Origin of the sequence: Oceanobacillus bengalensis (assembly GCF_003628445.1) — a bacterium.
Classification (GTDB): Bacteria; Bacillota; Bacilli; order Bacillales; family Amphibacillaceae; genus Oceanobacillus; species Oceanobacillus bengalensis.
In genome coordinates, this window is record NZ_RBZO01000004.1 from 126834 (window position 1) to 149807 (window position 22974).

The 22974-nt window shown below is 36.5% G+C and carries 24 protein-coding genes and 1 riboswitch; of the genes, 8 read left to right on the forward strand and 16 right to left on the reverse strand.

What is annotated here, in order from left to right; genetic code table 11:
- Positions 1–75: 75 nt before the first annotated feature.
- Together D8M05_RS04270 and sda are read left to right on the forward strand one after the other, a co-directional pair.
- The gene (locus D8M05_RS04270; protein WP_121128986.1) at positions 76–915 is read left to right on the forward strand and encodes a TetR/AcrR family transcriptional regulator; all 840 of its coding nucleotides are present in this window, start codon (positions 76–78) and stop codon (positions 913–915) included.
- A 139-nt stretch (positions 916–1054) separates the two neighbouring features.
- Complete coding sequence (gene sda / locus D8M05_RS20830; RefSeq protein WP_342772235.1) at positions 1055–1162, forward strand: sporulation histidine kinase inhibitor Sda; 108 nt, start codon at positions 1055–1057, stop codon at positions 1160–1162.
- Between the two features lie 50 nt (positions 1163–1212).
- Here the strand turns inward: sda and D8M05_RS04280 are convergent, their stop codons facing one another.
- Together D8M05_RS04280 and D8M05_RS04285 are read right to left on the reverse strand one after the other, a co-directional pair.
- Positions 1213–1779, reverse strand: a complete 567-nt coding sequence (locus D8M05_RS04280) for an NADPH-dependent FMN reductase (RefSeq protein ID WP_121128990.1) — start codon at positions 1777–1779, stop codon at positions 1213–1215.
- 12 nt (positions 1780–1791) lie between these two features.
- A complete protein-coding gene (locus D8M05_RS04285; RefSeq protein WP_121128992.1) occupies positions 1792–2850 on the reverse strand; it encodes an LLM class flavin-dependent oxidoreductase in 1059 nt (352 codons plus the stop codon).
- Positions 2851–3029: 179 nt separating this feature from the next.
- Between D8M05_RS04285 and D8M05_RS04290 the strand changes: the two genes are divergently transcribed.
- A complete protein-coding gene (locus D8M05_RS04290; protein ID WP_121128993.1) occupies positions 3030–3386 on the forward strand; it encodes a winged helix-turn-helix transcriptional regulator in 357 nt (118 codons plus the stop codon).
- A 431-nt stretch (positions 3387–3817) separates the two neighbouring features.
- Here D8M05_RS04290 and D8M05_RS04295 read toward each other — a convergent pair whose 3' ends face one another.
- From D8M05_RS04295 to D8M05_RS04305, 3 genes are all read right to left on the reverse strand, one after another.
- Entirely contained in the window at positions 3818–4018 is a 201-nt protein-coding gene (locus D8M05_RS04295; protein ID WP_121128995.1) for a cold-shock protein, read from the reverse strand.
- A 119-nt stretch (positions 4019–4137) separates the two neighbouring features.
- A complete protein-coding gene (locus D8M05_RS04300; RefSeq protein ID WP_121128997.1) occupies positions 4138–5157 on the reverse strand; it encodes an aromatic ring-hydroxylating dioxygenase subunit alpha in 1020 nt (339 codons plus the stop codon).
- Positions 5158–5183: 26 nt separating this feature from the next.
- Positions 5184–6527: a solute carrier family 23 protein gene (locus tag D8M05_RS04305; RefSeq protein ID WP_121128999.1), complete on the reverse strand. Its 1344-nt coding sequence runs from the start codon at positions 6525–6527 to the stop codon at positions 5184–5186.
- Between the two features lie 189 nt (positions 6528–6716).
- A riboswitch (purine riboswitch) is annotated at positions 6717–6818 on the reverse strand.
- A 207-nt stretch (positions 6819–7025) separates the two neighbouring features.
- Here D8M05_RS04305 and guaD point away from each other — a divergent pair.
- The gene (gene guaD, locus D8M05_RS04310) at positions 7026–8384 is read left to right on the forward strand and encodes a guanine deaminase (protein WP_121129001.1); all 1359 of its coding nucleotides are present in this window, start codon (positions 7026–7028) and stop codon (positions 8382–8384) included.
- A 109-nt stretch (positions 8385–8493) separates the two neighbouring features.
- On the opposite strand, the gene D8M05_RS04315 is transcribed toward guaD, so the two are convergent.
- On the reverse strand, positions 8494–9729 hold the full coding sequence (locus D8M05_RS04315; RefSeq protein ID WP_121129003.1) for an NAD-dependent epimerase/dehydratase family protein: 1236 nt from the start codon (positions 9727–9729) through the stop codon (positions 8494–8496).
- 193 nt (positions 9730–9922) lie between these two features.
- Here D8M05_RS04315 and D8M05_RS04320 point away from each other — a divergent pair, with 193 nt between their 5' ends.
- Entirely contained in the window at positions 9923–10402 is a 480-nt protein-coding gene (locus D8M05_RS04320; RefSeq protein WP_121129005.1) for a hypothetical protein, read from the forward strand.
- A gap of 21 nt (positions 10403–10423) precedes the next feature.
- Here D8M05_RS04320 and D8M05_RS04325 read toward each other — a convergent pair whose 3' ends face one another.
- The 9 genes from D8M05_RS04325 to D8M05_RS04365 form a co-directional block, all read right to left on the reverse strand.
- On the reverse strand, positions 10424–11059 hold the full coding sequence (locus D8M05_RS04325) for a YczE/YyaS/YitT family protein (protein ID WP_379543622.1): 636 nt from the start codon (positions 11057–11059) through the stop codon (positions 10424–10426).
- A 176-nt stretch (positions 11060–11235) separates the two neighbouring features.
- On the reverse strand, positions 11236–13965 hold the full coding sequence (locus tag D8M05_RS04330) for a P-loop NTPase family protein (protein WP_245985189.1): 2730 nt from the start codon (positions 13963–13965) through the stop codon (positions 11236–11238).
- Between the two features lie 431 nt (positions 13966–14396).
- Entirely contained in the window at positions 14397–14957 is a 561-nt protein-coding gene (locus D8M05_RS04335; RefSeq protein ID WP_121129007.1) for a maltose acetyltransferase domain-containing protein, read from the reverse strand.
- Positions 14958–14969: 12 nt separating this feature from the next.
- Positions 14970–16172 (reverse strand): alanyl-tRNA editing protein, encoded by a 1203-nt coding sequence (locus D8M05_RS04340; RefSeq protein WP_121129009.1) that lies wholly within the window; start codon positions 16170–16172, stop codon positions 14970–14972.
- A 21-nt stretch (positions 16173–16193) separates the two neighbouring features.
- Complete coding sequence (locus D8M05_RS04345) at positions 16194–16853, reverse strand: MOSC domain-containing protein (protein WP_121129011.1); 660 nt, start codon at positions 16851–16853, stop codon at positions 16194–16196.
- 114 nt (positions 16854–16967) lie between these two features.
- Positions 16968–17705, reverse strand: a complete 738-nt coding sequence (locus D8M05_RS04350; protein WP_121129013.1) for a DUF6843 domain-containing protein — start codon at positions 17703–17705, stop codon at positions 16968–16970.
- Between the two features lie 47 nt (positions 17706–17752).
- Positions 17753–18235 carry a GNAT family N-acetyltransferase gene (locus D8M05_RS04355; protein WP_121129015.1) on the reverse strand — a complete coding sequence of 161 codons (483 nt, stop codon included), beginning with the start codon at positions 18233–18235 and terminating at the stop codon, positions 17753–17755.
- 92 nt (positions 18236–18327) lie between these two features.
- Positions 18328–19026 carry a hypothetical protein gene (locus D8M05_RS04360; RefSeq protein WP_121129016.1) on the reverse strand — a complete coding sequence of 233 codons (699 nt, stop codon included), beginning with the start codon at positions 19024–19026 and terminating at the stop codon, positions 18328–18330.
- 5 nt (positions 19027–19031) lie between these two features.
- Positions 19032–19871 carry an ABC transporter ATP-binding protein gene (locus D8M05_RS04365; protein ID WP_183072697.1) on the reverse strand — a complete coding sequence of 280 codons (840 nt, stop codon included), beginning with the start codon at positions 19869–19871 and terminating at the stop codon, positions 19032–19034.
- A 218-nt stretch (positions 19872–20089) separates the two neighbouring features.
- Here D8M05_RS04365 and D8M05_RS04370 point away from each other — a divergent pair, with 218 nt between their 5' ends.
- From D8M05_RS04370 to D8M05_RS04380, 3 genes are read left to right on the forward strand one after another with little or no spacing between them, the layout of a single operon-like run.
- Positions 20090–20584 carry a sigma-70 family RNA polymerase sigma factor gene (locus tag D8M05_RS04370; protein WP_183072698.1) on the forward strand — a complete coding sequence of 165 codons (495 nt, stop codon included), beginning with the start codon at positions 20090–20092 and terminating at the stop codon, positions 20582–20584.
- Positions 20581–21705, forward strand: coding sequence for an anti-sigma factor (locus tag D8M05_RS04375; RefSeq protein ID WP_121129022.1), 1125 nt, complete (start codon positions 20581–20583; stop codon positions 21703–21705). Before D8M05_RS04370 ends, D8M05_RS04375 begins: the two co-directional genes overlap by 4 nt.
- On the forward strand, positions 21693–22013 hold the full coding sequence (locus tag D8M05_RS04380) for a hypothetical protein (protein WP_121129024.1): 321 nt from the start codon (positions 21693–21695) through the stop codon (positions 22011–22013). The genes D8M05_RS04375 and D8M05_RS04380 overlap by 13 nt, the downstream gene beginning before the upstream one ends.
- Positions 22014–22065: 52 nt before the next feature.
- Here D8M05_RS04380 and D8M05_RS04385 read toward each other — a convergent pair whose 3' ends face one another.
- Positions 22066–22953 (reverse strand): hypothetical protein, encoded by an 888-nt coding sequence (locus tag D8M05_RS04385; RefSeq protein WP_121129026.1) that lies wholly within the window; start codon positions 22951–22953, stop codon positions 22066–22068.
- Positions 22954–22974 lie beyond the last annotated feature (21 nt).

Below are 22974 nucleotides of genomic sequence, written 5' to 3' on the forward strand. Positions count from 1 at the left end.
TGACTTATAAAGCTCATTTCTTTATAATAATGACTAACCAGTCAATTGTCAACCAAATGCGCGGGAGAAGATAAGATGAGTAAGAAACAAATAATTATGGAAAAAGCATTAGAACTTTTTGCAAAGCAAGGGTTCGAATCAACCTCTATTCAACAAATAACAGATTATTGCGGTATTTCTAAAGGTGCTTTTTACCTATCTTTTAAATCTAAAGATCAATTAATTATTGCATTAATAGACCATTTTATGGAAGAATTCATTTCTGACATTGACCACTTAGTCAAAACCTCAAATGATGATGCACTTTTGTATACGTTTTATCATACAATCCTTCAATCTTTTCGTAAGCATTCAGACTTTGGAAAACTGCTCATTAAAGAGCAAACACATACATTAAATGATGAACTTCTTGAAAAATTACACTATTACAATAATGAAATGGATAAAATAATTCTCTACCTGATTGAACGGCAGTACGGTGAAGAAATCAAACACACTAAGTATGATTTAATGTATTGCATAAAAAGCTTTACAGGTATGTATTCAGAGTTATTCTTGTTCAATAGCGTTCCATTAGATTTAGATTTGAATCTATTATCTCAATCACTTGTAGAAAAAACGAGCATACTAGCAACACATACGACAATTACCTTTATATCAGAAGAAATTGTTCAGCTTTCAAAACTCCAAACCAAAAAAGAAATAAAAAAGGAAGAAATTATACATCTACTTGAGCAAAAGATTGAGGACATCAAGGACGCTATCACAAAAGAATCATTAATCCTATTAAAGCAACATATCTTGGAAAGAAATCTAAGCCCAGCCATCGTAACAGGATTAATCAAAAACCTCCAAAATCACCCCGACTGTAAATGGATTTCTTACTTACTTAGAGGTGCCTGTCACTTGTCGTAATTTGTCTTTATTTGTCGATATCCAGGGCCTTGTTTATATCTCTAATAATATGGGAATAAAAAGTAAAAGTAGTCATGTGTTCAGAAGAAAAAACACACGCTGGAGGTAATTGGGTGGAATTTCTAAGCAATCATGATTAATCGAAGCATTTGATAAAGCTTTGGAGATGAATTTAGAAGAAGATTTCATAGAATTACTGACGAATGAACGAAGCAAAAGAAACTTAACTATTCCCGAAAAGAAGTAAATTTTCACTAACAAAAAAACAAGGGGCAACACCCCTTGTTTAAATGACGTTTAAAAACCATATTCCGCTTCTTTATCTTCACGAATTTTCGTGTAAGTCTCCGTTAGTACAACCGTATCTTCTATTAAACGTTCGATTCGGAACAAGACATCATCATTTACAATTTCTTTTTGATAAAAATCCTTTTCTTCAATAAATACGTATGAACCGACAGTTTGTGCTTTCATATAGGACAAAATTGGTTTTAATTGTTGCTCCGGAATCAAGTAATGCTTCGGGGAACCAGCTGTGACGAGCACACTTACAACTTTGTCCCGAAACGCCTTCTCCGGTAGAAGATCAAACACGTTTTTTAACGTGGCTGGTATGGATGCTTGAAATATAGGTGTCCCAATAATGATTGCATCAGCTTCCATAAGACTTTCAGCAACATATTTTGTATCACCGATATATTCTGTATACAAACGACCATCACTAAATTGGACATCATAATCTGCTAGATCTAGTAACGTAATATCAGCAATAGGATATTTTTCATTGATAACTTTCACCGTATAGTCTATTGCAGTTCTCGTTTTTGAGCCAACGATAGACCCAGATAATGCAACAATCTTCACTTTCTCTTCCTCCTACACTAACCCAGTATATTTCTTTATTGCAGGTAAAATTTCATTCCCAATTATTTCGATATTTTTCTTTAATTTATCAAAAGGTACCCCACCAAAGTCCATCTGTGCAATATAACGTTGATGACCAAACAACTCATATTGATAAAGAATTTTTTCAATAATTTGCTGTGGGCTACCGATATTCATAACGTCTCTAACGTCTGCCCCCTGTGCAAATTGTTGTTTTGGATAACCTCTTCCGTTCGTGCGTTTCATACCCTCGTTAATGTGTGGATAATACTCTCGTTGCGCTTGTTGTGTGGTCTCAGCAGCATAGAAAAAACCAGCCGTAGCGATTGGAAGCTCATCCGGATCGAAGTCACGGCTCTTTGCAGCAGCACGATAGGCATTTATGGAATGCTTGAAACTTGTGGCAGGTCCCCCCAACATCGCTAAGAACATAGGAACTCCAGCATAACCTGCCTTAATTGCACTTGCTGGTGGCCCTCCTACCGCTCTCCATATTGGTAACGAACCAGATACTGGTCGAGGTATAATTTCCGCGTCTTTTAGTGGCGCGCGAAATTGCCCAGACCAATTAAGTGTTTTTTCTGCATTAATTTTTAGTAACAGATCAAATTTTTCTTCATACAACTCCTCGTAATCACGGAGATCATAGCCTAGCAATTCAAATAGCCCTACTCTTGACGCACGTCCAGCAATAATTTCAGCTCGACCTTTTGAAATCAAATCAATTGTAGCAAAGTCCTCATACACACGCACGGGATCAGATGTACTGATAATGGTTGAGGAGCTTGCAATTTTAATTTTATTTGTAGCCTGCGCAATTGCAGCTAATACAACAGAATGCGCTTGTGTGGCAAAATATTCCTGATGACTCTCACCTACACTAAAGAAGTCAATTCCTGCTTGCTCTGCTAACTGTGCTAACTCAATGATTTCGTGTATTCGCTGCTCGGCGGAAATCCGTTCGCCTGTTAAGGGATCTGGCAGGTGATCACCTAAAGTATAAATTCCAAATTCCAGCCCTTTGCTTGGATCTATCCGATATTTTTCCATCTATACCAACCCTTCTTAACTATATTATATAAATTAATGATTAGTTTGTCGCTTAACGAAACTTTTGAACAAATTTCAATATGTTTATGATACTATTACTATAGATTATATAAATTAATTGAGAAAGTACGCACTTAAAAGTGGTTAAGTATATAAAATGATACCATGGAGGAGATTAGATGGAAAAAAATCCAGATTATTGTCGTGTGGAGGATGCCTTAGGAATATTAGTTGGTAAATGGAAACCAATTATCTTATTAATTTTATTGCAAGAAGGTACAAATCGTTTTAGTGATCTAAAACGTAGAATGCCTGGCATTACTCAAAAAATGTTGACAAAACAGTTACGAGAGCTTGAAGAAGAAGATATTGTTCAGCGTGTTGTTTATCCTCAGGTACCTCCTAAAGTAGAATATTCCATTACAGAATATGGTAGGAGCTTAGAGCCAATTTTAGAAGCAATGCATGAATGGGGAACAAAGCATACGTTGCATAAAATGAAGCAAATTAAAACAACTACAAATAATGGAGCATAAGAATATCTAGTGCGAATTACAACAAACGCAATTTCATGGGCTATAATCTCAAATTAATTAGAACAACTATCATAGCGTAGGCAGAATATGTAAATTCCTCGAAAAACAAACCAATTTTCCAACGAAGATGTGGCGCTGTCGAAGCAACCCTTGTCCTACGTCCTACGGGAACAGCACGTGTCCGAAGACATCTCAGAAGTTTTCTTGGCGTCACGAGGGGGCTAAGGCCGTGCCCTTGGAAAGCGAAGTATTCTGCCGGAGCGAATGACAGAACCTAATATTAGTATGTGTGAGCGAGAGCTGCATTATTTTGAATTAAAGAGATCCGAAGTCTATATTTAATGGCAATTATAATAAGTAACAAATTATGCGAAAAGAGCCTAATAAAAAAGCGCTTCTCATACTCATTTGAGAAACGCTTTTTATTCCATTTATACTTTTACAACATTTGCAGCTTGTGGTCCACGGTCACCGTCAACAATATCGAACGTAACTTCTTGGCCTTCATCCAAAGATTTGAAACCATCACCTTGAATTGCTGAGAAATGTACGAATACATCGTCTCCACCTTCCACTTCGATAAATCCAAAACCTTTGTCTGCGTTAAACCACTTAACAGTACCTCTGTTCATACAAATTCCTCCATGTCTTGCGCCACACGAGCACTTCTATTACTTTTTCTTATCTTAAAAGATAATCACTTCTATTCATTCCACATAAAACTAGAAATTATACAAGGAAATGAAAACAATTATTGTGTAACATGTTTTTTCCGTTTGTTACGCTTTCCTTCTATTACTCCGATTGTTCCATTTTCAACACCTAGTTCATCAAGCCATCTTCGATAAGCGATTGTTAGCGCATCGGATTTTAGATGCATTTCAGCTTGCAAGTCTAATGGAAGAAGCTCTGGTTTTTGGCTTTCCACCACATCAAGGTCCTGGTAGAAAATAGTGTCCTGAAATTCAATAAAAGGATCATCAGGTTGATCTAAGTCATAATTTCTCGTTAAAAGCATAAATACTTTTGTTTGTTCATTATCTTCTTGGTTAACGGCAACCAAAATCGTAAATTCTTCATCTGAACCCTCTGTCGTTTTTGTAAAACGGGCTGTCGTAGGATTTAATATTTCATAAACATAGTCAGAATATCCACCTTTTGATCGACCATCTGCGTTCGGCTGATAAACTGGAATTTTACTTGTAACGAAACGATTATCAATAAACTTCACGTCATAGTCAACGACTTCTGCATGATCCTCATCTCCAAGTAGGCCTTCATGTACAAACATAAGATGAGAAACATCAAGGAAATTTTCAATAATTCTTGGTGCATTTGCCTTTACATCATACGGTCCACAAATAGCGGTCCGATACCGTTCCATGTTAGCTTCAGGATACCGTACAAGAGGTGCAGGCTCATCACCCAAGCACACCCAAATTAAACCAAGGTATTCTTCACAATGATAAACGGTAGCTCTTGCCTTTCTTGGGATGGGCCTATCACATGGCAGTGCAGGAATTTTCACACAGGTTCCATCTGAATCATACTCCCATGCATGGTATGCACAGACAAGCTTTCCATTTTTCACTTTTCCGAGTGAGAGTGCTGCACCTCGATGGATACAAAGGTCTTTAAAAGCATGTACGCCCTTTTCATTTCGAAAAATAACAACTCTTTCCCCCAATACAAAAACCTGTTTAGGATCTTCTAATAATTCATCCGCTTTAGAAACCGGATGCCACTCATTCCACAGTCTATCTTGTTGCATAACAAATCTCTCCTTTGATATTTTAATTAATTTTTCCCTGAAATGACATCATCAGACTTTTGTGGAAGAATAACGTTGAGTAATAACGCCACAATTGCCCCAATTGCTGTTCCAGAAGAAACGAAATATGTAACTAAACTTGGTAAACGATATAAAACATCTGCCGGCATAAGTACAGCAAATAATGCAAACATAATCGGAACGCCAATAACAAGCATGTTTCTTTCTGTAAATGGTGCTTGTTTTACTACTTTGAATCCGTTCATCATAATAACTACACAAAGAATTGCAAAAACGCTATTTACAACCGATGAAGGAATGCTCGCAATTACATTCATCAATTTAGGCATCATACCGAGTAAAATAAGGATTATTCCACCTGCAATAATTGGTCTCCTGCTTTTCACACCAGTAATAGCAATGATTCCGGCATTAGAAGAGTACCCTGTAACAGGTGTACCACCAAAGAATGACCCCGCGAAACAACCGAGTCCTTCACCAAATGCACCTCCATTTAAACGCTTATCATCTAATTTTTCTCCAGTTACTTCACCTACCGTAAACCATGTACCAGTTGTTTCTATCATGATGATAAAATAGATGGCTAGCATAATAAGAATTGCATCTAATTCAAAAACAGGTGCTCCAAACGCAAAGATACTTGGCAATGCGAACCATGATACGTCTTTTACAGATGAAAAATCAACTAAGCCGAAGAAGGATGCTACGATTGTTCCAATGCCTAAGGCCAGAATGACGGAAGCGATTTTTATGTACTTTAATTTCGTTTTTGATTTTTCACCGACATACATGCAAAAAATAAGAATCCCAGCTGTGACAAGTGCTACCAGTGCATTTGTTGAAAGTCCCCCAGGTGCAGAATATATGGAATTAATTGCGGAGGGCATTAGTGAAATCCCAACCACAACAATCACTGTTCCCGCAACAATTGGCGGAATGAACTTTCTTACTACTTTACTGAAGACTTTAAGTGGTTTACCTAAAATTGAAATGAGTAAAGCACCTGGAATTAAGCTACCAATCATCGCCCCAATTCCTGAAGTCGTCCCAATTGCTGCGAGCGCGCTAAGTGGAACAAATGATGGACCTTGCATCACAGGAAGCTTCATCGCAAATCCTGCTTGAATGATTGTTGCAATCCCACAAGCAATGAATGTCATTTGAATGAGCATTGCACTATCAGCAACAGAGAGAGATAGTAACCCAGCTAAAATAATTGGCGGAATAAATAAATCCATTGCCATTACATGTTGCAACCCTACGAATAAAGACTTTCCAACACTTACATCCTTTGAATGATGTTGCTCCTCCGTTACTTTCGACCCAAATTCTCTAGCAGCACTTTCCATTTCGTTCCCCCTAATTTGTATATTTCTAGATTTCTAGTTTAATAGGTGATCAGAAATAAGAATCCCCGTTTTTATATAATCGTTGGAAAATAAGAAAGCCCGAAATACATACCTCTACTATGTAGAAGCATGTATTCCGAGCTTAAAATTCGAAATACGAAAGAAAAGATATCATCACTAAATAGATAGTATCTAATTCTCGCTTCTCATAGTCAGTTTATTTACGGTAAACCGGTAGAAACTTGTAGGCCATATCCCCACGATTATATGAAAAACAATATTTACTTTTGATTGGTATTAGTATAGCATGCATTTTATCGAAAACAAGGTTGATTTTAATAAAATTAAAATTCAAATAATTCGCTTAAATGGGTTAGATCCATACCCAGTCTATGTTTTTGGAGGAAAATAGAAATAAATAAATTCCATAGACGGAGATGTTTTTTGCCTATATAATGAACTATATAACACCTAAACACGAACATTCAGGAGGTAATTATGAGCAATTATACGCATATTTTCCATGGAACTGCATTTTCTAGCAGAGCACCAAAGGAAGTAATGATTTTAGAAAATCACTTATTTTGTGTTAATACAGAAGGACTAATTGAAAAAATCATATCGCCTGCTGATACAGATTATCAAGAGTTATTAGAAAAATATCAAGGTAAAGATAATTTTCACCGCTTAGAAGATGGTCAATATTTCTTACCTGGATTTATTGATTTACATGTTCATGCTCCGCAATGGGCGCAGTCTGGTACAGCACTTGACCTCCCACTTAATGAATGGTTAAACACCTATACTTTCCCACTTGAAGCAAAATACTCTAATTTGGATTTTGCTAAGGAAGTGTATGAAGACTTGGTCAATACCCTGCTTGCTAACGGAACAACGACTGCACTCTATTTCGCTACAATACATAAAGAAGCAAGCCTAATGCTAGCTGAAATATGTGCAAAGAAAGGGCAACGGGCACTCGTTGGAAAAGTCGTAATGGACGATAAGGAACAAAATCCAGATTATTATCGTGATGCTGATACGGAAACAGCATTAGCCGATACAGAAGCGTTTATTAAGGATGTACAGGAATTAGCGAAAGCAACAAAACAAGGTGTTTACCCTGTCGTAACACCACGTTTTATCCCAAGCTGTACGGATGAGGCTTTAAAAGGTTTAGGCGAACTAGCTGCAAAGTACGACACACACATCCAATCACACTGCAGTGAGAGTGACTGGGAACACAATTATGTAAAGGAACGTTTCGGAAAAAATGATGCTTTTGCATTGCATGATTTTAAACTATTAGGAAAGAAATCAGTAATGGCGCACTGTAATTTCTTAGATGATAACGATGTTAATTTGTTTGCCGAAACTGGAACGGCGATTGGCCATTGTCCACTATCGAATGCCTACTTTGCTAATGCAGTTATTCCAATATCCCATTTTCATTCCAAGGGAGTTGATATTGGATTAGGGACAGATATTTCTGCAGGTGCCACACCGAGTTTGTATGATAACGCGAAACAAGCTATCGTCTCGTCTAGAATGCTAGAAGATGGGGTCGATCCTGCATTACCGCAAGAAGAACGAGGGGTGCCAAAGTCACGGATTAGCCTTAATGAAGCCTTCTACTTGGCTACAGCAGGTGGTGGTGAGAGTTTAAACCTTCCAATCGGTCGAATTGAAGAAAATTATGCATGTGATGTACAAATTATTGACACGAAGGTAGCATCAGCTAAACTCCCTATCTTTAATGTGGAAGAAGCGTTATATGATATATTCCAAAGAATCATGTACCTTGTAAAGCCAGAAAACATTCGCGCAGTATGGGTACAGGGAGAAAGAGTACGTTAAAGGCGCTGTCTCTGTTCGATTTCAGGCAAAATACAACAAGTTATTTACATTAAAAACAGGATGCAGCTCAAACTAAACTGTATCCTGTCTTTTTATTAATTATTATCACTTATATGTCTGTAATTTTTTCCTTTGGAACACCCGGTAGCTGGTCTTTTGTCCATGTACTTGTCGCAGGAATCTTTGAATGATCTGCGCGGTGTGCATATTTCCTCGCAACATTTGTAACCTCCTGCAATAAGCCCTCATCAAGCGTAATAGGTTCTAAACCTTTGGACAGGAAAAGGTCATTTCGTACATGCAGGTCATTTTCTGGAGCTTCATTTCGCGGATTTGAAACGTATGCTATTTCTCCACCAGTTAGCTCGCTAACTAGCATAGCTAAATCACGAACACGATGCGTTTCAGTCATCTGATTGAAAATCATCACCTTATCTTCATATGAAGGCGAATTTTCAATTGCTAATTGCACGCATCGAACCGTGTCCTGTATATGTATAAAGGCACGTGTTTGTCCACCAGTTCCGTGTACCGTAATAGGGTGACCAACGGCTGCTTGCATTAGGAAACGATTCAGCACTGTACCATAATCCCCATCATAATCAAAACGATTAATCAATCGCTCGTCTTGCCTGGTTTCTTTCGTATTTGTCCCCCAAACAATCCCTTGATGTAAATCAGTGATTCGCAAGCGGTCATTCTTATTATAGTATTGGAAAAGTAGTTGGTCTTGAGATTTCGTCATATGGTAAACAGAGCCAGGATTAGTCGGATATAGTATTTGTTGTTTGACACGTTCTCCCGCTTCCGTCTCCACTTCGATATCAAGATATCCCTCTGGAATCTTCATCCCTGCAGTGCCGTACCCATAGACTCCCATTGTCCCTAAATGAACGAGATGAATATCAAGCCCAGACTCCACCATCGCACATAATACGTTATGTGTTGCATTCATATTGTTGTTAATTGTGTATCGTTTATTCTTTGAGGATTTCATCGAATAAGGTGCGGAACGTTGCTCTGCAAAGTGTACAATAACATCAGGTTTTTCATCATTTATGATTTTCAGGAAATGATCATACTCTAAAGCTATATCTGTATTGTAAAATTTGATTTCTTTGCCCGAAATTTCCTTCCATACCTTTAACCTAGTTCCCATCGGCTGGATTGGTGTCAATGACTCTGCTTCTAATTCATTATCGATGTTACGCCTTGACAAATTGTCAATGATAATCACTTCATGCCCTACGTTAGATAAATGAAGACTTGTAGGCCAGCCACAGAAGCCATCCCCACCTAATACTATAATTTTCTTAGATTCTAAATGCCGATTATCTGCGTTCATTTTTTAACACCCTTTATTTATGATTTTATTTTCAAATTCATACGCTATTTTATTCATTCTACTTTATATACCGATTCACCATGCTATTTAGGGATTTTATTAACAACTCATCATGGAGTCACCCTTTTAGATGTGCCTGTCACCATAATTGATTTCTACTCATAAAATAAATTAGCTAAAGTGGGGTGGTTTTTTGAAGAAAAGCATGAAGGCTTTTATTCTAACATACCTTTCTATTCTATTTTTTGGAAGCTTCTTAGTATTAGCTCTACTACGCACTGGCTTTGCGGTAGACTGGTTTCCATTTATTAAAAAAATTGAGATCTTCTTATATTACTTTTTCGCAGGAGCTATCGGTGGCTCACTACGCCATCTCTATATGTTCTGTTCCCATTATATGAAAAACAAATTGAACGATTACCGCGAATGGGTCATGTATATTTTCTATCCTATCTTCGCTACAGGAACAGCTGTTGTTGCTGTCACACTCATCCAGAGCGGCATCTTTCTAATTGAATTTACCGAATTTGATGATGCACCCTATGCCCAAATCAGTATTGCCTTTTTTGTCGGTTTCGGATTCAATCGCTTCTTAAATCGATTAAACATTGTATCAAAGAACTTATTCAATAAAAATGATACAGCTAAAGAGAACAATAGTGAAATAAAATAGTACTTTCATCAATCTAAGGGTTCAGGAAACTGCTCGTTTCTGATTATAATTTGTCTCGAGTTTTTCCAAGATACCTTTAAATTTCTCATACGTCACTTGAAAAATTGGACTTTGAATAAATGTAAATATAAATGTCACAACAAAAACAGGGCCTCCTAATAATAATCCAATGATCAGCACCAAACTTTCTGTTATAATCCGCACCCAACTAACTGATAATCTCGTCTTGTCAGAAATTGATAACATAAAGCCATCACGTGGCCCTGAACCAACTCCCGCAGCATTATATATACCGCCACCAATACCCATGATGACAATTCCGACGAGTATTAAAACAATATCTACCCATGTTTGGCTTGCCTGCGGGAGAAAATCCAACCACATATACACATCTACAAATACACCAATCAAAATCGCATTAAAGAATGTTCCCAGTTTGATGTATCGTTTATCAAGTATCCACGAGATCGCAATCAATAAACCCGAAATAATAATTGCCCATGAACCAATTGATAAACCCACCTTCTCGAACATCGCCACATTTAATACGTCCCAGGGGTGGATTCCTAGATGCTGAACGTTGATTGTCATTGTAATACCGAGACTAAAAATCATAAGCCCAACAAAAAAAACAGACCAGCGAATAACTTTATTCACGGGTATTCTCATCGAAATCAAGCGCCCTTCCATATTATCTTCACTACCAATCATAACAGATTTCTTTCCTGATTTGTGGGAATTTTTCGTTTAAAGATCAGTAGTTGCTTCGTATGTTATAAACACTAAGAAAGCGAATGGGCGGCTTGAGCACCGTTCGCTTTTTTAGGCATATATTATTGAAGTTCTGGAACCCGTTCATCCGAAGAATTCATCCATTCAAACTGTCTAACCTTTAATCCATAAATTGTAAGCGGGTCTCTAAATATCTCTGGTTTTTCTCTCATTTCACTTAAAGTTGTGTGCATTTCTTTCATTTTATTTTCTTTTTCTTCTATAGTCGCATGCAATTCTTCTACAGCACTTGAGAAAAACATGTTGATGTCACGTTCAATTGATTTCTCAAAAAGCTCGAATTGTTGCATAAAAGCGGCAGTCATTTGCTCTGCAATTACACTATAATCCTTGTTTTCGATAAACTTCTTATATTTACTTTGCAGAAGTCCTTTGTTTTTCGGTAATACTTCAAAGAGTTTCCCTGCACGTTTCATTATAACTTGAACGGTACTATGCATGATGATAGCCTTTTTCTCTATAAACATAACGCCCCTAGTCATGCGATTCATGTCCCTTCGCCAATCATCCAACACCTGAAAATCACAATGTAACGTTATCTTCTCATCATACAATTCATAAAAACTCTCACTCATCTGATTTAAATACAATTGACTCTCTTTAAACGCTATTTCCCGATCGTTAATCCATCCTTCAATGGCGTGACGATAGCTCGGCAATGCTTTTTCCTCAATATAAGCATTCACACGTCTATTCATTTCATCATTTAGCTTGTCATGTATTTTATTAAAATCCGTATCCTCTTTAATCACATCTGCACAACTTTTGAGCAAATCAGGAATCCTATTCAGTAAATTATTCATTAATGTTTCTTTAATCCGACGATAAGCACCTTTCGTACCCTGTCCACTCTCTTCTTCCATGTCACGCAATTGATTGATTGCACCACTTACCTTTGTTACCACCTCTTCATTCCATTGAATCGTATCATGAAGCGTATTTTCAATTTCTATTCGTTTTTCAAGCAAAAGACGAATCAATTCCCTACAATAATGGAGTATCTTATGTTTACGTTCTTTTTCCTTATTGTAACCACCCGTAATTGACTGAACAAATGCTGCAATCCTATTTAACTGATTATCATGCACATCCATTATCGGAAAAATTAATACCCGTGCAGTCGGAAAATACGTACGGATACTTGACGTTAACTTTTCATTACTCTCCACAGTTGTATCTATATCCGTCCTCGATAGGAGAAAATGAATTGGTAAATCTGGTGCATGTTCTTTTATCTTGACAGCCATCTCAAGTTCATTAGATGTTAAAGGGGAATCAGCATTCAAAACAAACAAAAGACTATCAGCAAGATGAAGATAAGGAAATACACCTTTTCTAGATTTCCTTTGTTCGGTAAGGACTGGCGTATCAATTAAAGCAATTCTATTCTCACGTAAAATAGGAGCGGACATACTGTAGCGAATCAGTGTTTGTTCATCAGTTCCGTGCTCCTTAAAGTCATCTACGTTAGTTATTTGCTTAACCCCTTCATCTCTAATATCAAGAATTTCCTCTTTTTCTGTATCATTATAAATCACAGTAGCTAGATTTGACGCATCGACAACCTCTCCACCTAACAATATATTACTAATGAGTGATTGCTCTTCTGCTTCAGTTCCGACAATCATCAAATTAAAGTCGGATGATTCACGAATCTGTTGGACCACCCATTCAAAGCGAAGACCAAGATCCATTCCCTTATCCTTTGCCCACTCGATAATCGATTCAAAAAGATTGTACACATCATCTGAATCATAGTCATTTTCCCCGTGTTGTTTTAACATCGTTTCTGCTTGATTCACAACAGATGATTCCATTCCTGATGGAAACTTCTCATTCCACGCAAGTACAGCACTGGAAGCAATGAGAGCATCTGCTGCTGAAGACCCACGCACCCAGTTGATTAATAGATTTGGTATGATACTTGAAATGTCTTTGATCAAATGTTTTCCACTTAGTAATGACATGTACGTTTCTCTAAATTGAGTGGAAAGACTTTGCCAACTATGCGTATTGCTTAAGTCTTTCTCCAATAATAACTGATTAATTTCCTCTAACCATCTAAAATACAAATCTCCATGTCTATAACTTTCCCAAATCGCTACAGCAAGATCTTCAAATCGGGGTAGATTTACGTCATATAACACCTTCAATGCATCGGTTAAAGCGCTTGGCTCCATCTTATTAGTAAATCCTTGTTCCACATAACCTTGCAAAACAGCAAACCATTGTAGGGATTCTGCTCGTGTTGCCTCATCAATTGCAAGATCAACTGCATGCCCTATGTACCGTTCATTCTCATAATATTCACGGGCTTTCTCTGTGACGCCAGGGTAGTCTGGATTAAGAACTACCGCTTCTTTAATTGAATGAAGAGCTGAATCGAGTTTTTCTTGGTTTCTATATAATAAAAATAACTGCATCAGTACTTCAATTTTTAATGTATCTGAATTAGTTTCAATACCTTTATAATAATCTTCAGCAACGTCCAATAAATCTAGCTCACCATGTGCATCGGCTATATTTTTCTGCGCCCAAGGTATGAACGATTCATCTGTAACATTTTGCCATTTGAATATAGCTGTCTCATAATCTTTGTTTTCAAAATAAACCTCGCCTTGTGCATAACGAATAGCAGATAAGTCTTCTATTTCATTCTGCTGACCGTTAAACATATCTCCTAAAACCTTAATTGGATGCACATTTTGGATGCCATCCATAAATGTATGATAATAGGATTTACGAATGAGTTGTTCTTCTCTTTCTATCATCTCGTTCCCCCACCGCCTTACTTCAATAATTGTAGAATTAGACTATCTATTTTATTAACTACCTTCTTATATTATTCGTAAATGATGAATGATTTATGGGGGACTTGCTTTTTACTAACAACAAATAGATCAATATATCCATTTTAATCGAGTACATTCAATAGGAGCAATTCAACAATAACCAGTAACCCAAAAAGGGTACCAAACACATTTTCCCAATGACAAGATAAATAGCACTACTTTCTTCTTTCGAGGAAAAGGTAATTCCCCTTCCATGTAAGGTATAGTCATTGAGTGAGCACCTGAATGCGTGGTTAAGAACCTGAAAAAGAAGCTCCCTCTTGATTTTTCACGTGAGAAAATATATCAAAAACACGTTCAAAAAACAAAATAGACCAAGAAACATATCTTGATCTAACTTGTTTAAAACCCTATATTTCGATTTCCTTAATCACTCTAGCAGGGTTCCCACCGACAACAACATTATCTGGAACATCTTTCGTTACAACAGCACCAGAAGCAATCACAACATTATTTCCGATTTTAACTCCCGGATTAATAACCGCTCGTCCCCCAATCCAAACGTCATTTCCAATTTGAACTGGCTTCGCATATTCAGCTCCCGAACTTCTCTCTTTCGGATCTAATGGATGTGTTGCTGTGTAAATATGAACACCTGGTGCGATAAAGCAATTATCACCGATTCGAATTTCACATACATCTAAAAAGACACAATCGAAATTCGCATAAAAATTATTACCTACATGGATGTTGTAGCCATAGTCACAACGAAAAGTTGGTTCAATGAATAAATTTCCATCGATTGTACCAAAAAGTTCCGATAAGATTTCTTTCCTATTCTCATCATCCGTTTCTATTGTCTCATTATATAATCTCGTAAGTTTACGCGCATGAATTCTTTCCTTTACAAGCTGTGGATCTTCTGAAATATACATTTCTCCGTTTAGCATCTTCTCTTTTTCTGTTGTCATGTTTCATTCTCCTTACGATTCGATAAATCGTTCTAACGCTTTCATTAACTGCTCTGCTGGAAGGATTGTATCTCCCCCACCTTGGGCAACCTGATTATTGCCTCCACCTTTTCCATTTATCATAGGTAACACTTGCTTGATCAACTGGTTCATATTCATATCTAAGTCATCCGTTCTCGCGCAAACAAGTTGAAACTTACTTTCATTTTCTGATAGCAACACGATCAAAGTACTGCTCGTTTCCTTCATAATTGATTTTGCTAACAATTGTAGTTCTTTCATTGGCCGATTTTTAAAAATAACTTTCATCGTTTTACGACCGGGAGCAAGCCCAGTCCCATCGATTAATTCCTTTGCTTCATACTTGATTAGCGCTAATTTCAGCTCATCAACTGTTTTTTCAAGGTGCTTCGTCTGTTGCAAAACCTTACCAGTTGCCCGAACGAGTTGTTCTTGTGGCGCACTCAGAAGCGAAGTAAGACCCCCTATGACATGTTGCTTTTCATGAAGTTGTTTTATCATTCTATTTCCACTAACAAAGAAGACACGAATGTTTTTCTTTTGCTTTTCCCAATGCAATATTTTTATCGCATTGACTTGTCCCGTAGAATTCGGATGTGTCCCTCCACAGCCATTGTAATCAAAGTCAGGGATGATAACAAGTCGGATATTATCAGAAACAGATAATTTCTTTCGTAGAGAATAATTTGCTAGTTCATGTTCTGTCACCCACTTTGCTTCAATTGGGCGATTCTCTAGAATAATGTTATTAGCAATTTTTTCTACGTCGAAAGATACCCCATCCGTTAACTCTTCCACCTCAAGATCGATGGAACACGTTTCCTTCCCAAGGTGGAAACTTACCGTTTTATATCCATAGGTGTCTTCAAATGCTGCGGATAAAATATGTTGACCTGCATGCTGCTGCATATGATCGAATCGTCTCTCCCAATCTAATTGTCCAACACATTCAGTACCAATCTCCATTGGTCCCTCTATGTAATGCCGAATCTCCCCTTCCACTTCCTCCACATCATAAACAGTTACGTCATTCAACTTTCCAGTGTCATGCGGTTGTCCACCACCGGTCGGGTAGAATGCTGTTTCATTTAAAACGGCATACGTACGTCCACTCTCATCAATATCTAATTTTTGAACCTTTGTTGTAAAATTACGAATGTATTGATCTTGATAATATAATTTTTCTGTTGCCATTTTTTCACTCTCCTGCTGTAACTAAATAAGTTTATTTAATCTACTTACCAATGATTCCTTCCACTCATCAGCCAATTCTTCAACACCCAACAATCTTTTTATCCCATCTAGATCCTTTTGCTTATGAAAATAAATCTCATTACCGTAAAGAATAGATACTTTTTCAGGATGTGATTCTAGTAAAGTAATGTTTGAATCTTTTCGGACAATGCCTTCTTCTAAAACACGACATAGATAACCTGTAAAGCCGGTTTGTACCATCCTTTTTAAAAGAGCTGGATTATTTGTTCTCTTCGTGATAGTGCTACATGGAATTCTACCCTGTGTTACTTGAATTACAGCTTCACCAAGCCGAAAAACATCTCCAACATTAATATCCTTTTCCAGCATATTTGTTACCGTTAAGTTCTCACCAAAAGTTGAAGGCGCTAAAGGACCTCCAAATTCTTTCTCCCAAAGTAAGTAATGCTCATAAGGATATACACATACAGCACGATCTAACCCTCCGTGATGTTTTAAGTCCCCAACCCCGTCTCCTTGAAACCCTTCTTTTTTTAAAAGGGCTTCTTCGGTTGTTTTTTTGTGAATTGCTGTATTTATTTCTTTCCCATTTCCGTACTTCAATTTTTTGGGTAATCCAATTGAAAAGTTCTTTAATTCGATTATGTCATTTTTTTGCACTTTAAGTTACCTGCTTTCTATATTTGCTTTAACACGATTGAATAACGATATTCCCAACATATTCAGCTGTTCCTTCATTTGAATGGAGCTCAAATAATAGTTTCAAGAATCCTTTCATAATGCACCACCATAATATCTTCGTAATATTTCCCTTATCATTCTCTCTTTTTCTTCCGCACCATAACTTTCAAGCACAAATTCATTGCCACACTTACTTTTCGTTAATTTGAAACCTGTATAAACAAGATTGATTTCTTCGCCTTCCGTAAAGGTTGTATACCCACCTGTTCCAAACATACTAATACATTTTTCACTTATTGGGGTCCGATTACCACTATCATCCACATAGAAATATTGATCTGTTACCGTGCCATAATCCATATCAGGTGTTGATGTAGTGAAATATCCTCCATCATTAATGACATGCACCTCAAAACCATCTTCCGTTTCAACTTCTGGCGCACCGCGTACATTATAGAATGCTAGAACATCGCCCTCATAATCTTCAGGAATCAAATAGATATCATTCGTTTCATCACTCGTAACTCTCTGAAAAGTGTAGACAGCTACTACGGTTATACCTATTGTAAGAATTAAACATAAGCTAATAAAAGCTACATTAGATAATCGGTTGTATTTCCTTAAAATTATCTGAATAAAAAAGAATAGTATACCGGCGAAAAGTATGACCGGCATAATGAAGTACATGTTCCAAAACAAACCTTCAACGAAAGAAAAGTAATACGTATCCACAGACCTCTCTGAAACGGGCGTATAATTTAAAATTGCGACGATAAGCGAAACAATAAATGCTATAATGACTGCAACCAACATTATTTTTAAAAATTTCATAGGCCCAGGTAAATCCCTTCCTACTTTTTTACAAAATAAATTATCTACTATACCTTCAACACCATCCGAATCGTTTGCAATATATGCCCATCGAAATTATCATCAAATTCTTTAACAACCTCGAACCCTTTTGCCTCATAAAACGTTCGACCAATGCTATTTTCTTTTTCTACATCAATATAAATTTCCCGAGCCGAATCTAAATTTTCTATCCCTATATATAGTAATGCCGTGCCAATTCCCTTCCCTTGATATTCAGGGTAGAGGTAAATGGCAGACAAGTCGGCCTTGCCATGCGAAACTTGCGAAAAGTTTGAAAAGCCTACTATCATCCCGTTCACTTCAGCAACAAGAATGAAGGAATGCTGCACGCGCTTCTTCATCATTTCATCATTATAAGCAGATTCCAAAAAGTTATTTTGCATCTCTAACGGAATAATACCATCATAAGTAGCGTTCCAGCTTTTCATTGCAACATCCTGTACTTGACTTATATCAGTTATTAGCATTTTTCTTATTAGAAAATCCATTTATATCCCCCTCCGTTTATTGAATTATTTTTATTTCTCTAGGTAGTTTCCTATTTCATAAATTTCTTTTGCACACTAAATACAAATCTCCCTTAGCGTCTTGATAGCTTTAAAAACAAAAGCAAAACAAGGAGTGAGTATATGACAATCCAAACAAATGAAAATATGGAAAGTTGTGTAATGCTTGTACCGCTCCACTCCATAAGCGAGGACTGCGTGCTAATTGCAGGGGGAATAATCCAAACGATATTTTTAAAGATGGAAGGTAAAACATCATAAATCCCCAAAGCTGATATCGAAATTGTAAGGCAGAGTGCTAGCCCTCCATAAGCACTAATTGGGCTCTTTATGACCTCCCTACTAAAGATACTTGCAACACTAATCCCTAATATTGCTAAGACCATATGATTAAGAATAGCAACAAATCCTAAGGTGAAGTTTACTGGTTCACGAAACATTTGAAATAGAATTGGATAGAGAAATGCATAAACAGTAAGCACAACGGTCACCAACCATATCGAAAGAAGCTTTCCAACAAAATAGCGTGTATTACTTTTTAGACGTAAGATTATGATTTGTTTTTGTACCGTTGAATCAAGTGATAGAAAACTTACACAGAGCCAAGCTGAAATAACAAATAAAATTAACGCTGTTACTGCATAACTATCAATTATTGGATTCGGTGTGTATGTATAAAAAACAAAAATTATAATGATATATGTCGAAATAGGAGCAAAATATTTTTGCGAACGGATATAATCTTGCAAACTATACTTTATAAATTCAAACACATCGCCTACACCTTTCCTTTTATAGTGTCTACCGTTAAGACGCTATCAATAGTCCCTTGCAAATGAAGAATTTTTGATAAGACAGTGTCACTATTTTTCTCGAATACATAAAGAAGTAACTTGTTATCTTCGGTGATTGCGTGGATTACTTCACCCCATTCTTTTACCGCAGACTGATTTAACTGCTTCGCGATGATTAATTTCATAGGCTCTATTTCTGTTGTTGGAATCGTCGTTGACAACTGGCCACCCTCTAGATAATATGTTTCTTCTACTAGGTCATTAAAAAAATTTGATTCATGATAGGTTAATAATATCGTTGCCCCTTGCTCCTTCAATTCTTTGAGCACGATAGATAATTCTTGCTGTGCATGTTGATCCAAACCAGAAATTGGCTCATCCAAAATAAGTAAATCAGGAGTTTGCAAAATTGCTTGGATGATTCCGACTTTTTGTAAATTGCCTTTGGACAGCTTCTGTATCCTTTGATTATCTTTCAATTGAAAACGTTTAAGCAAGTAAGGGATTCTCTTTTCAAGAATTACTTTTGAGACACCACCAATCCTCCCGATATAATATAAGTATTCACTAGGAGTGAATCGAATCATTATCGGAAATCTTTCTGGTACATATCCTATTTGAATACTTTTAGTTGGATAAACTATATTTCCTGAATTTGGCCGCTCAATTCCAGCTATTAGTCGTAAAAGCGTACTTTTCCCCGTACCATTCCCCCCCAGGATTGCGATCGTTTGATTTTTATAGACGGATAGTGAAATATTATTTAGAACAACTCTTTTTGAATAAATTTTCCTAATATTTTCGAGTTTGACTAGCCTTTTCAAAAGATCACCCAATTTTCTACATCATTCATACATAAATACATTCGACAATGATATAAATAATCCTGCTTTTTTTGGGTGCCTGTCACTTGTCGAGAAATGTCTGTTTTTGTCGAGTGGATTTTCATTAGATTTCAGTTGTACATTTTTCTAATATATTTTAAATAGCTGCAACCTTTTATAGGTGTTGTTCGTTAATTGATTGGGAAGGGGGAGAAGAATTGGACATACAAGAACTATATAAATTATACATTAATGATGTCTATCGATATCTTCTCTCTCACTGTAAGGATAAAAGTTTGGCAGAAGATTTAACGCAGGACACGTTCATGAAGGCATATTTATCTTTAGATAAAAGTCCACCTAACGCATTAAAAGCTTGGTTATTTAAAATTGCTTATCATAGTTTTATCGATTACATAAGACGAAACAAGAGATTAGATATTTCGGAACCAGCATTTTTTACAAATATTGCACAGAGCGTATCAGTAGAAGCAGAATTCCTTCAGAATGAAGACAAAAATGAACTCTACAATAATTTAGATCGATTAAAGGCCGTTCAAAAACAGGCAATTATGTTATGTGATATTGAGGGTTACTCCTATAAAGAAGCTGCTTCTATCCTTTCAATAAAAGAAAACACATTAAAGTCACACATTTTCAGAGGGCGGGGAAAACTTAGACAGCTTTATAACAAAGGAAGTGTTGAGAGATGAGTCAAGAGTGGAAAGAAAAACTAAAAAAGTACTATGCAGGTAACCTCTCAGATGAAGAGGTAAAAGAAGTTGAAATGGAAATTGAAAAGCTAGAAGTATATCAAGAATTACTAGAAGAAGAATTGGATGACGAGACCGTTCGCAGCGATAATACAGTAAAGAAAAAAGCAAAAGTTTCCACTGACCTACCACCTAAATCAATTGATAAAATTTTAAAAAGCGGCATTCGAAATGCGAGATTATCTTTAGTAGCATACGTTATCATGATTCTGTTACTTATCTACCCTATTATGACGATAGTAAGTTATATTTACTACGGATGGGGTGGCAAGGCTGAAGATCTCATTGATGTTGCCATTCAAACAGTCTATGTAACCGAACCAAATGTTAGCTTAGAAGAAATGGAAATTGAAGAAAAAGTAGGTTTATTTACATTCGATGTGTACATGGATTTATACAAAAGAGTGGGAAAAAGTGATATCAAACAAGGCGATTGGATAGTAAATTATCAATTTGATCAAGCGACGACACCGAAAAGGAATTATATTTCTGAATCACCACCAAATGATATTCCATATTATGACACGATGAAGTTGTTTCATCCAGAAGCAAGAATGACCAATATAGATGGAACGGCATGGACAACATTAAACAAACTTCCTGAAGGTACTGTTGCGGAAGTGTACATATCTTTAGAAGAATTATATGCTCCTGAAAAAATAAAAGAAATAACAGAAAATCTAAATATAGAGTGGAGATGGTATGCAATTGACACGGGTCTAGAAGCAGAAGGAAAAAGTTCAGATGGCGGTTATCTTGCGCCAATTGGATATCCAGCACAACCCGATCCAGATGCATGGTCCCCCTACAATACCTTTGGAGAGAATGAAGGTCAATTTATGGATAGCCTTCGTTTTCTCGAACAATATGAACAGCAAGCAGTAGATATCGCCCATGGAAAATGGCTCGATTTAAGTGAGCGAATTCGTTATCTAGAAAATAATGGAATACGAGCATATGGAGGCGTGCTAACTGGACCCACGAAAGAAATACTAAAATTACGAGAAAATAAAGCAATCCGCACCATTCATATTGGGGAGGTACGTTTATGGAATTGGTAAAGCAAATGAAAAAGAAAAGAAAAAATCGATACAGAGAATCCAAGCTTAGCATTTTCTCCTTTATTTGCGCATTATTGACCTTAGCTTATTTTAATATATTTCTAATGACACTAGATGGAATTGACATACTTACAAATCTCTTTTTACAAATACTACCAACCATCGGCATCCTTACTGCACTTCTTAGTTTCACTAGAGTAAACCATAAAAAAACCTTTGCCTATTGGTCACTTGCTTTATATTTATTTATAGTCATATGTATTGTCGTTGTTGGTTTTTTTGAACTTTCTATTTATCCTAAACCTTAAAGATTAAAGGGGTAGATATCGTCTATTCGATATGTACCCCCTTGCTCTGACATTATAGCTGTTTTCTGAAGGATTGTTGCTTTATCTTACATGTAAGCAGTGACGTAAAAGATGGAAACTGTGAGGTAACAATAATTTGGGAAATTTTCTTGAGAGAGCTTATCAAGTTCATTTCATGAGGGTTTTGCTCTATTTCAATCTTGAGAAGGCTTATCAAGTTCATTTCATGAGAATTTTGCTCTATTTTAATCTTGAGAAGGCTTATCAAGTTCATTTCAAGAGAATTTTGCTCTATTTCAATCTTGAGAAGGCTTATCAAGTTCATTTCAAGAGGGTTTTGCTCTATTTTAATCTTGAGAAGGCTTATCAAGTTCATTTCATGAGAATTTTGCTCTATTTCAATCTTGAGAAGGCTTATCAAGTTCATTTCAAGAGGATTTTGCTCTATTTTAATCTTGAGAGAGCTTATCAGGTTCATTTCATGAGGGTTTTGCTCTATTTCAATCTTGAGAAGGCTTATCAAGTTCATTTCATGAGAATTTTGCTCTATTTTAATCTCGAGAAGGCTTATCAAGTTCATTTCATGAGGGTTTTGCTCTATTTCAATCTTGAGAAGGCTTATCAAGTTCATTTCATGAGGATTTTGCTCTATTTTAATCTTGAGAGAGCTTATCAAGTTCATTTGAAGAGAATTTTGCTCAATTTTAATCTTGAGAGAGCTTATCAAGTTCATTTGAAGAGAATTTTGCTCTATTTCAATCTTGAGAAGGCTTATCAAGTTCATTTCATGAGAATCTTGCTCTATTTTAATCTTGAGAAGGCTTATCAAGTTCATTTCATGAGAATTTTGCTCTATTTCAATCTTGAGAAGGCTTATCAAGTTCATTTCATGAGAATCTTGCTCTATTTCATTCTTGATAGCTCCGTTGAGTATTGGCATTCATAATTCTTTATTGATCTT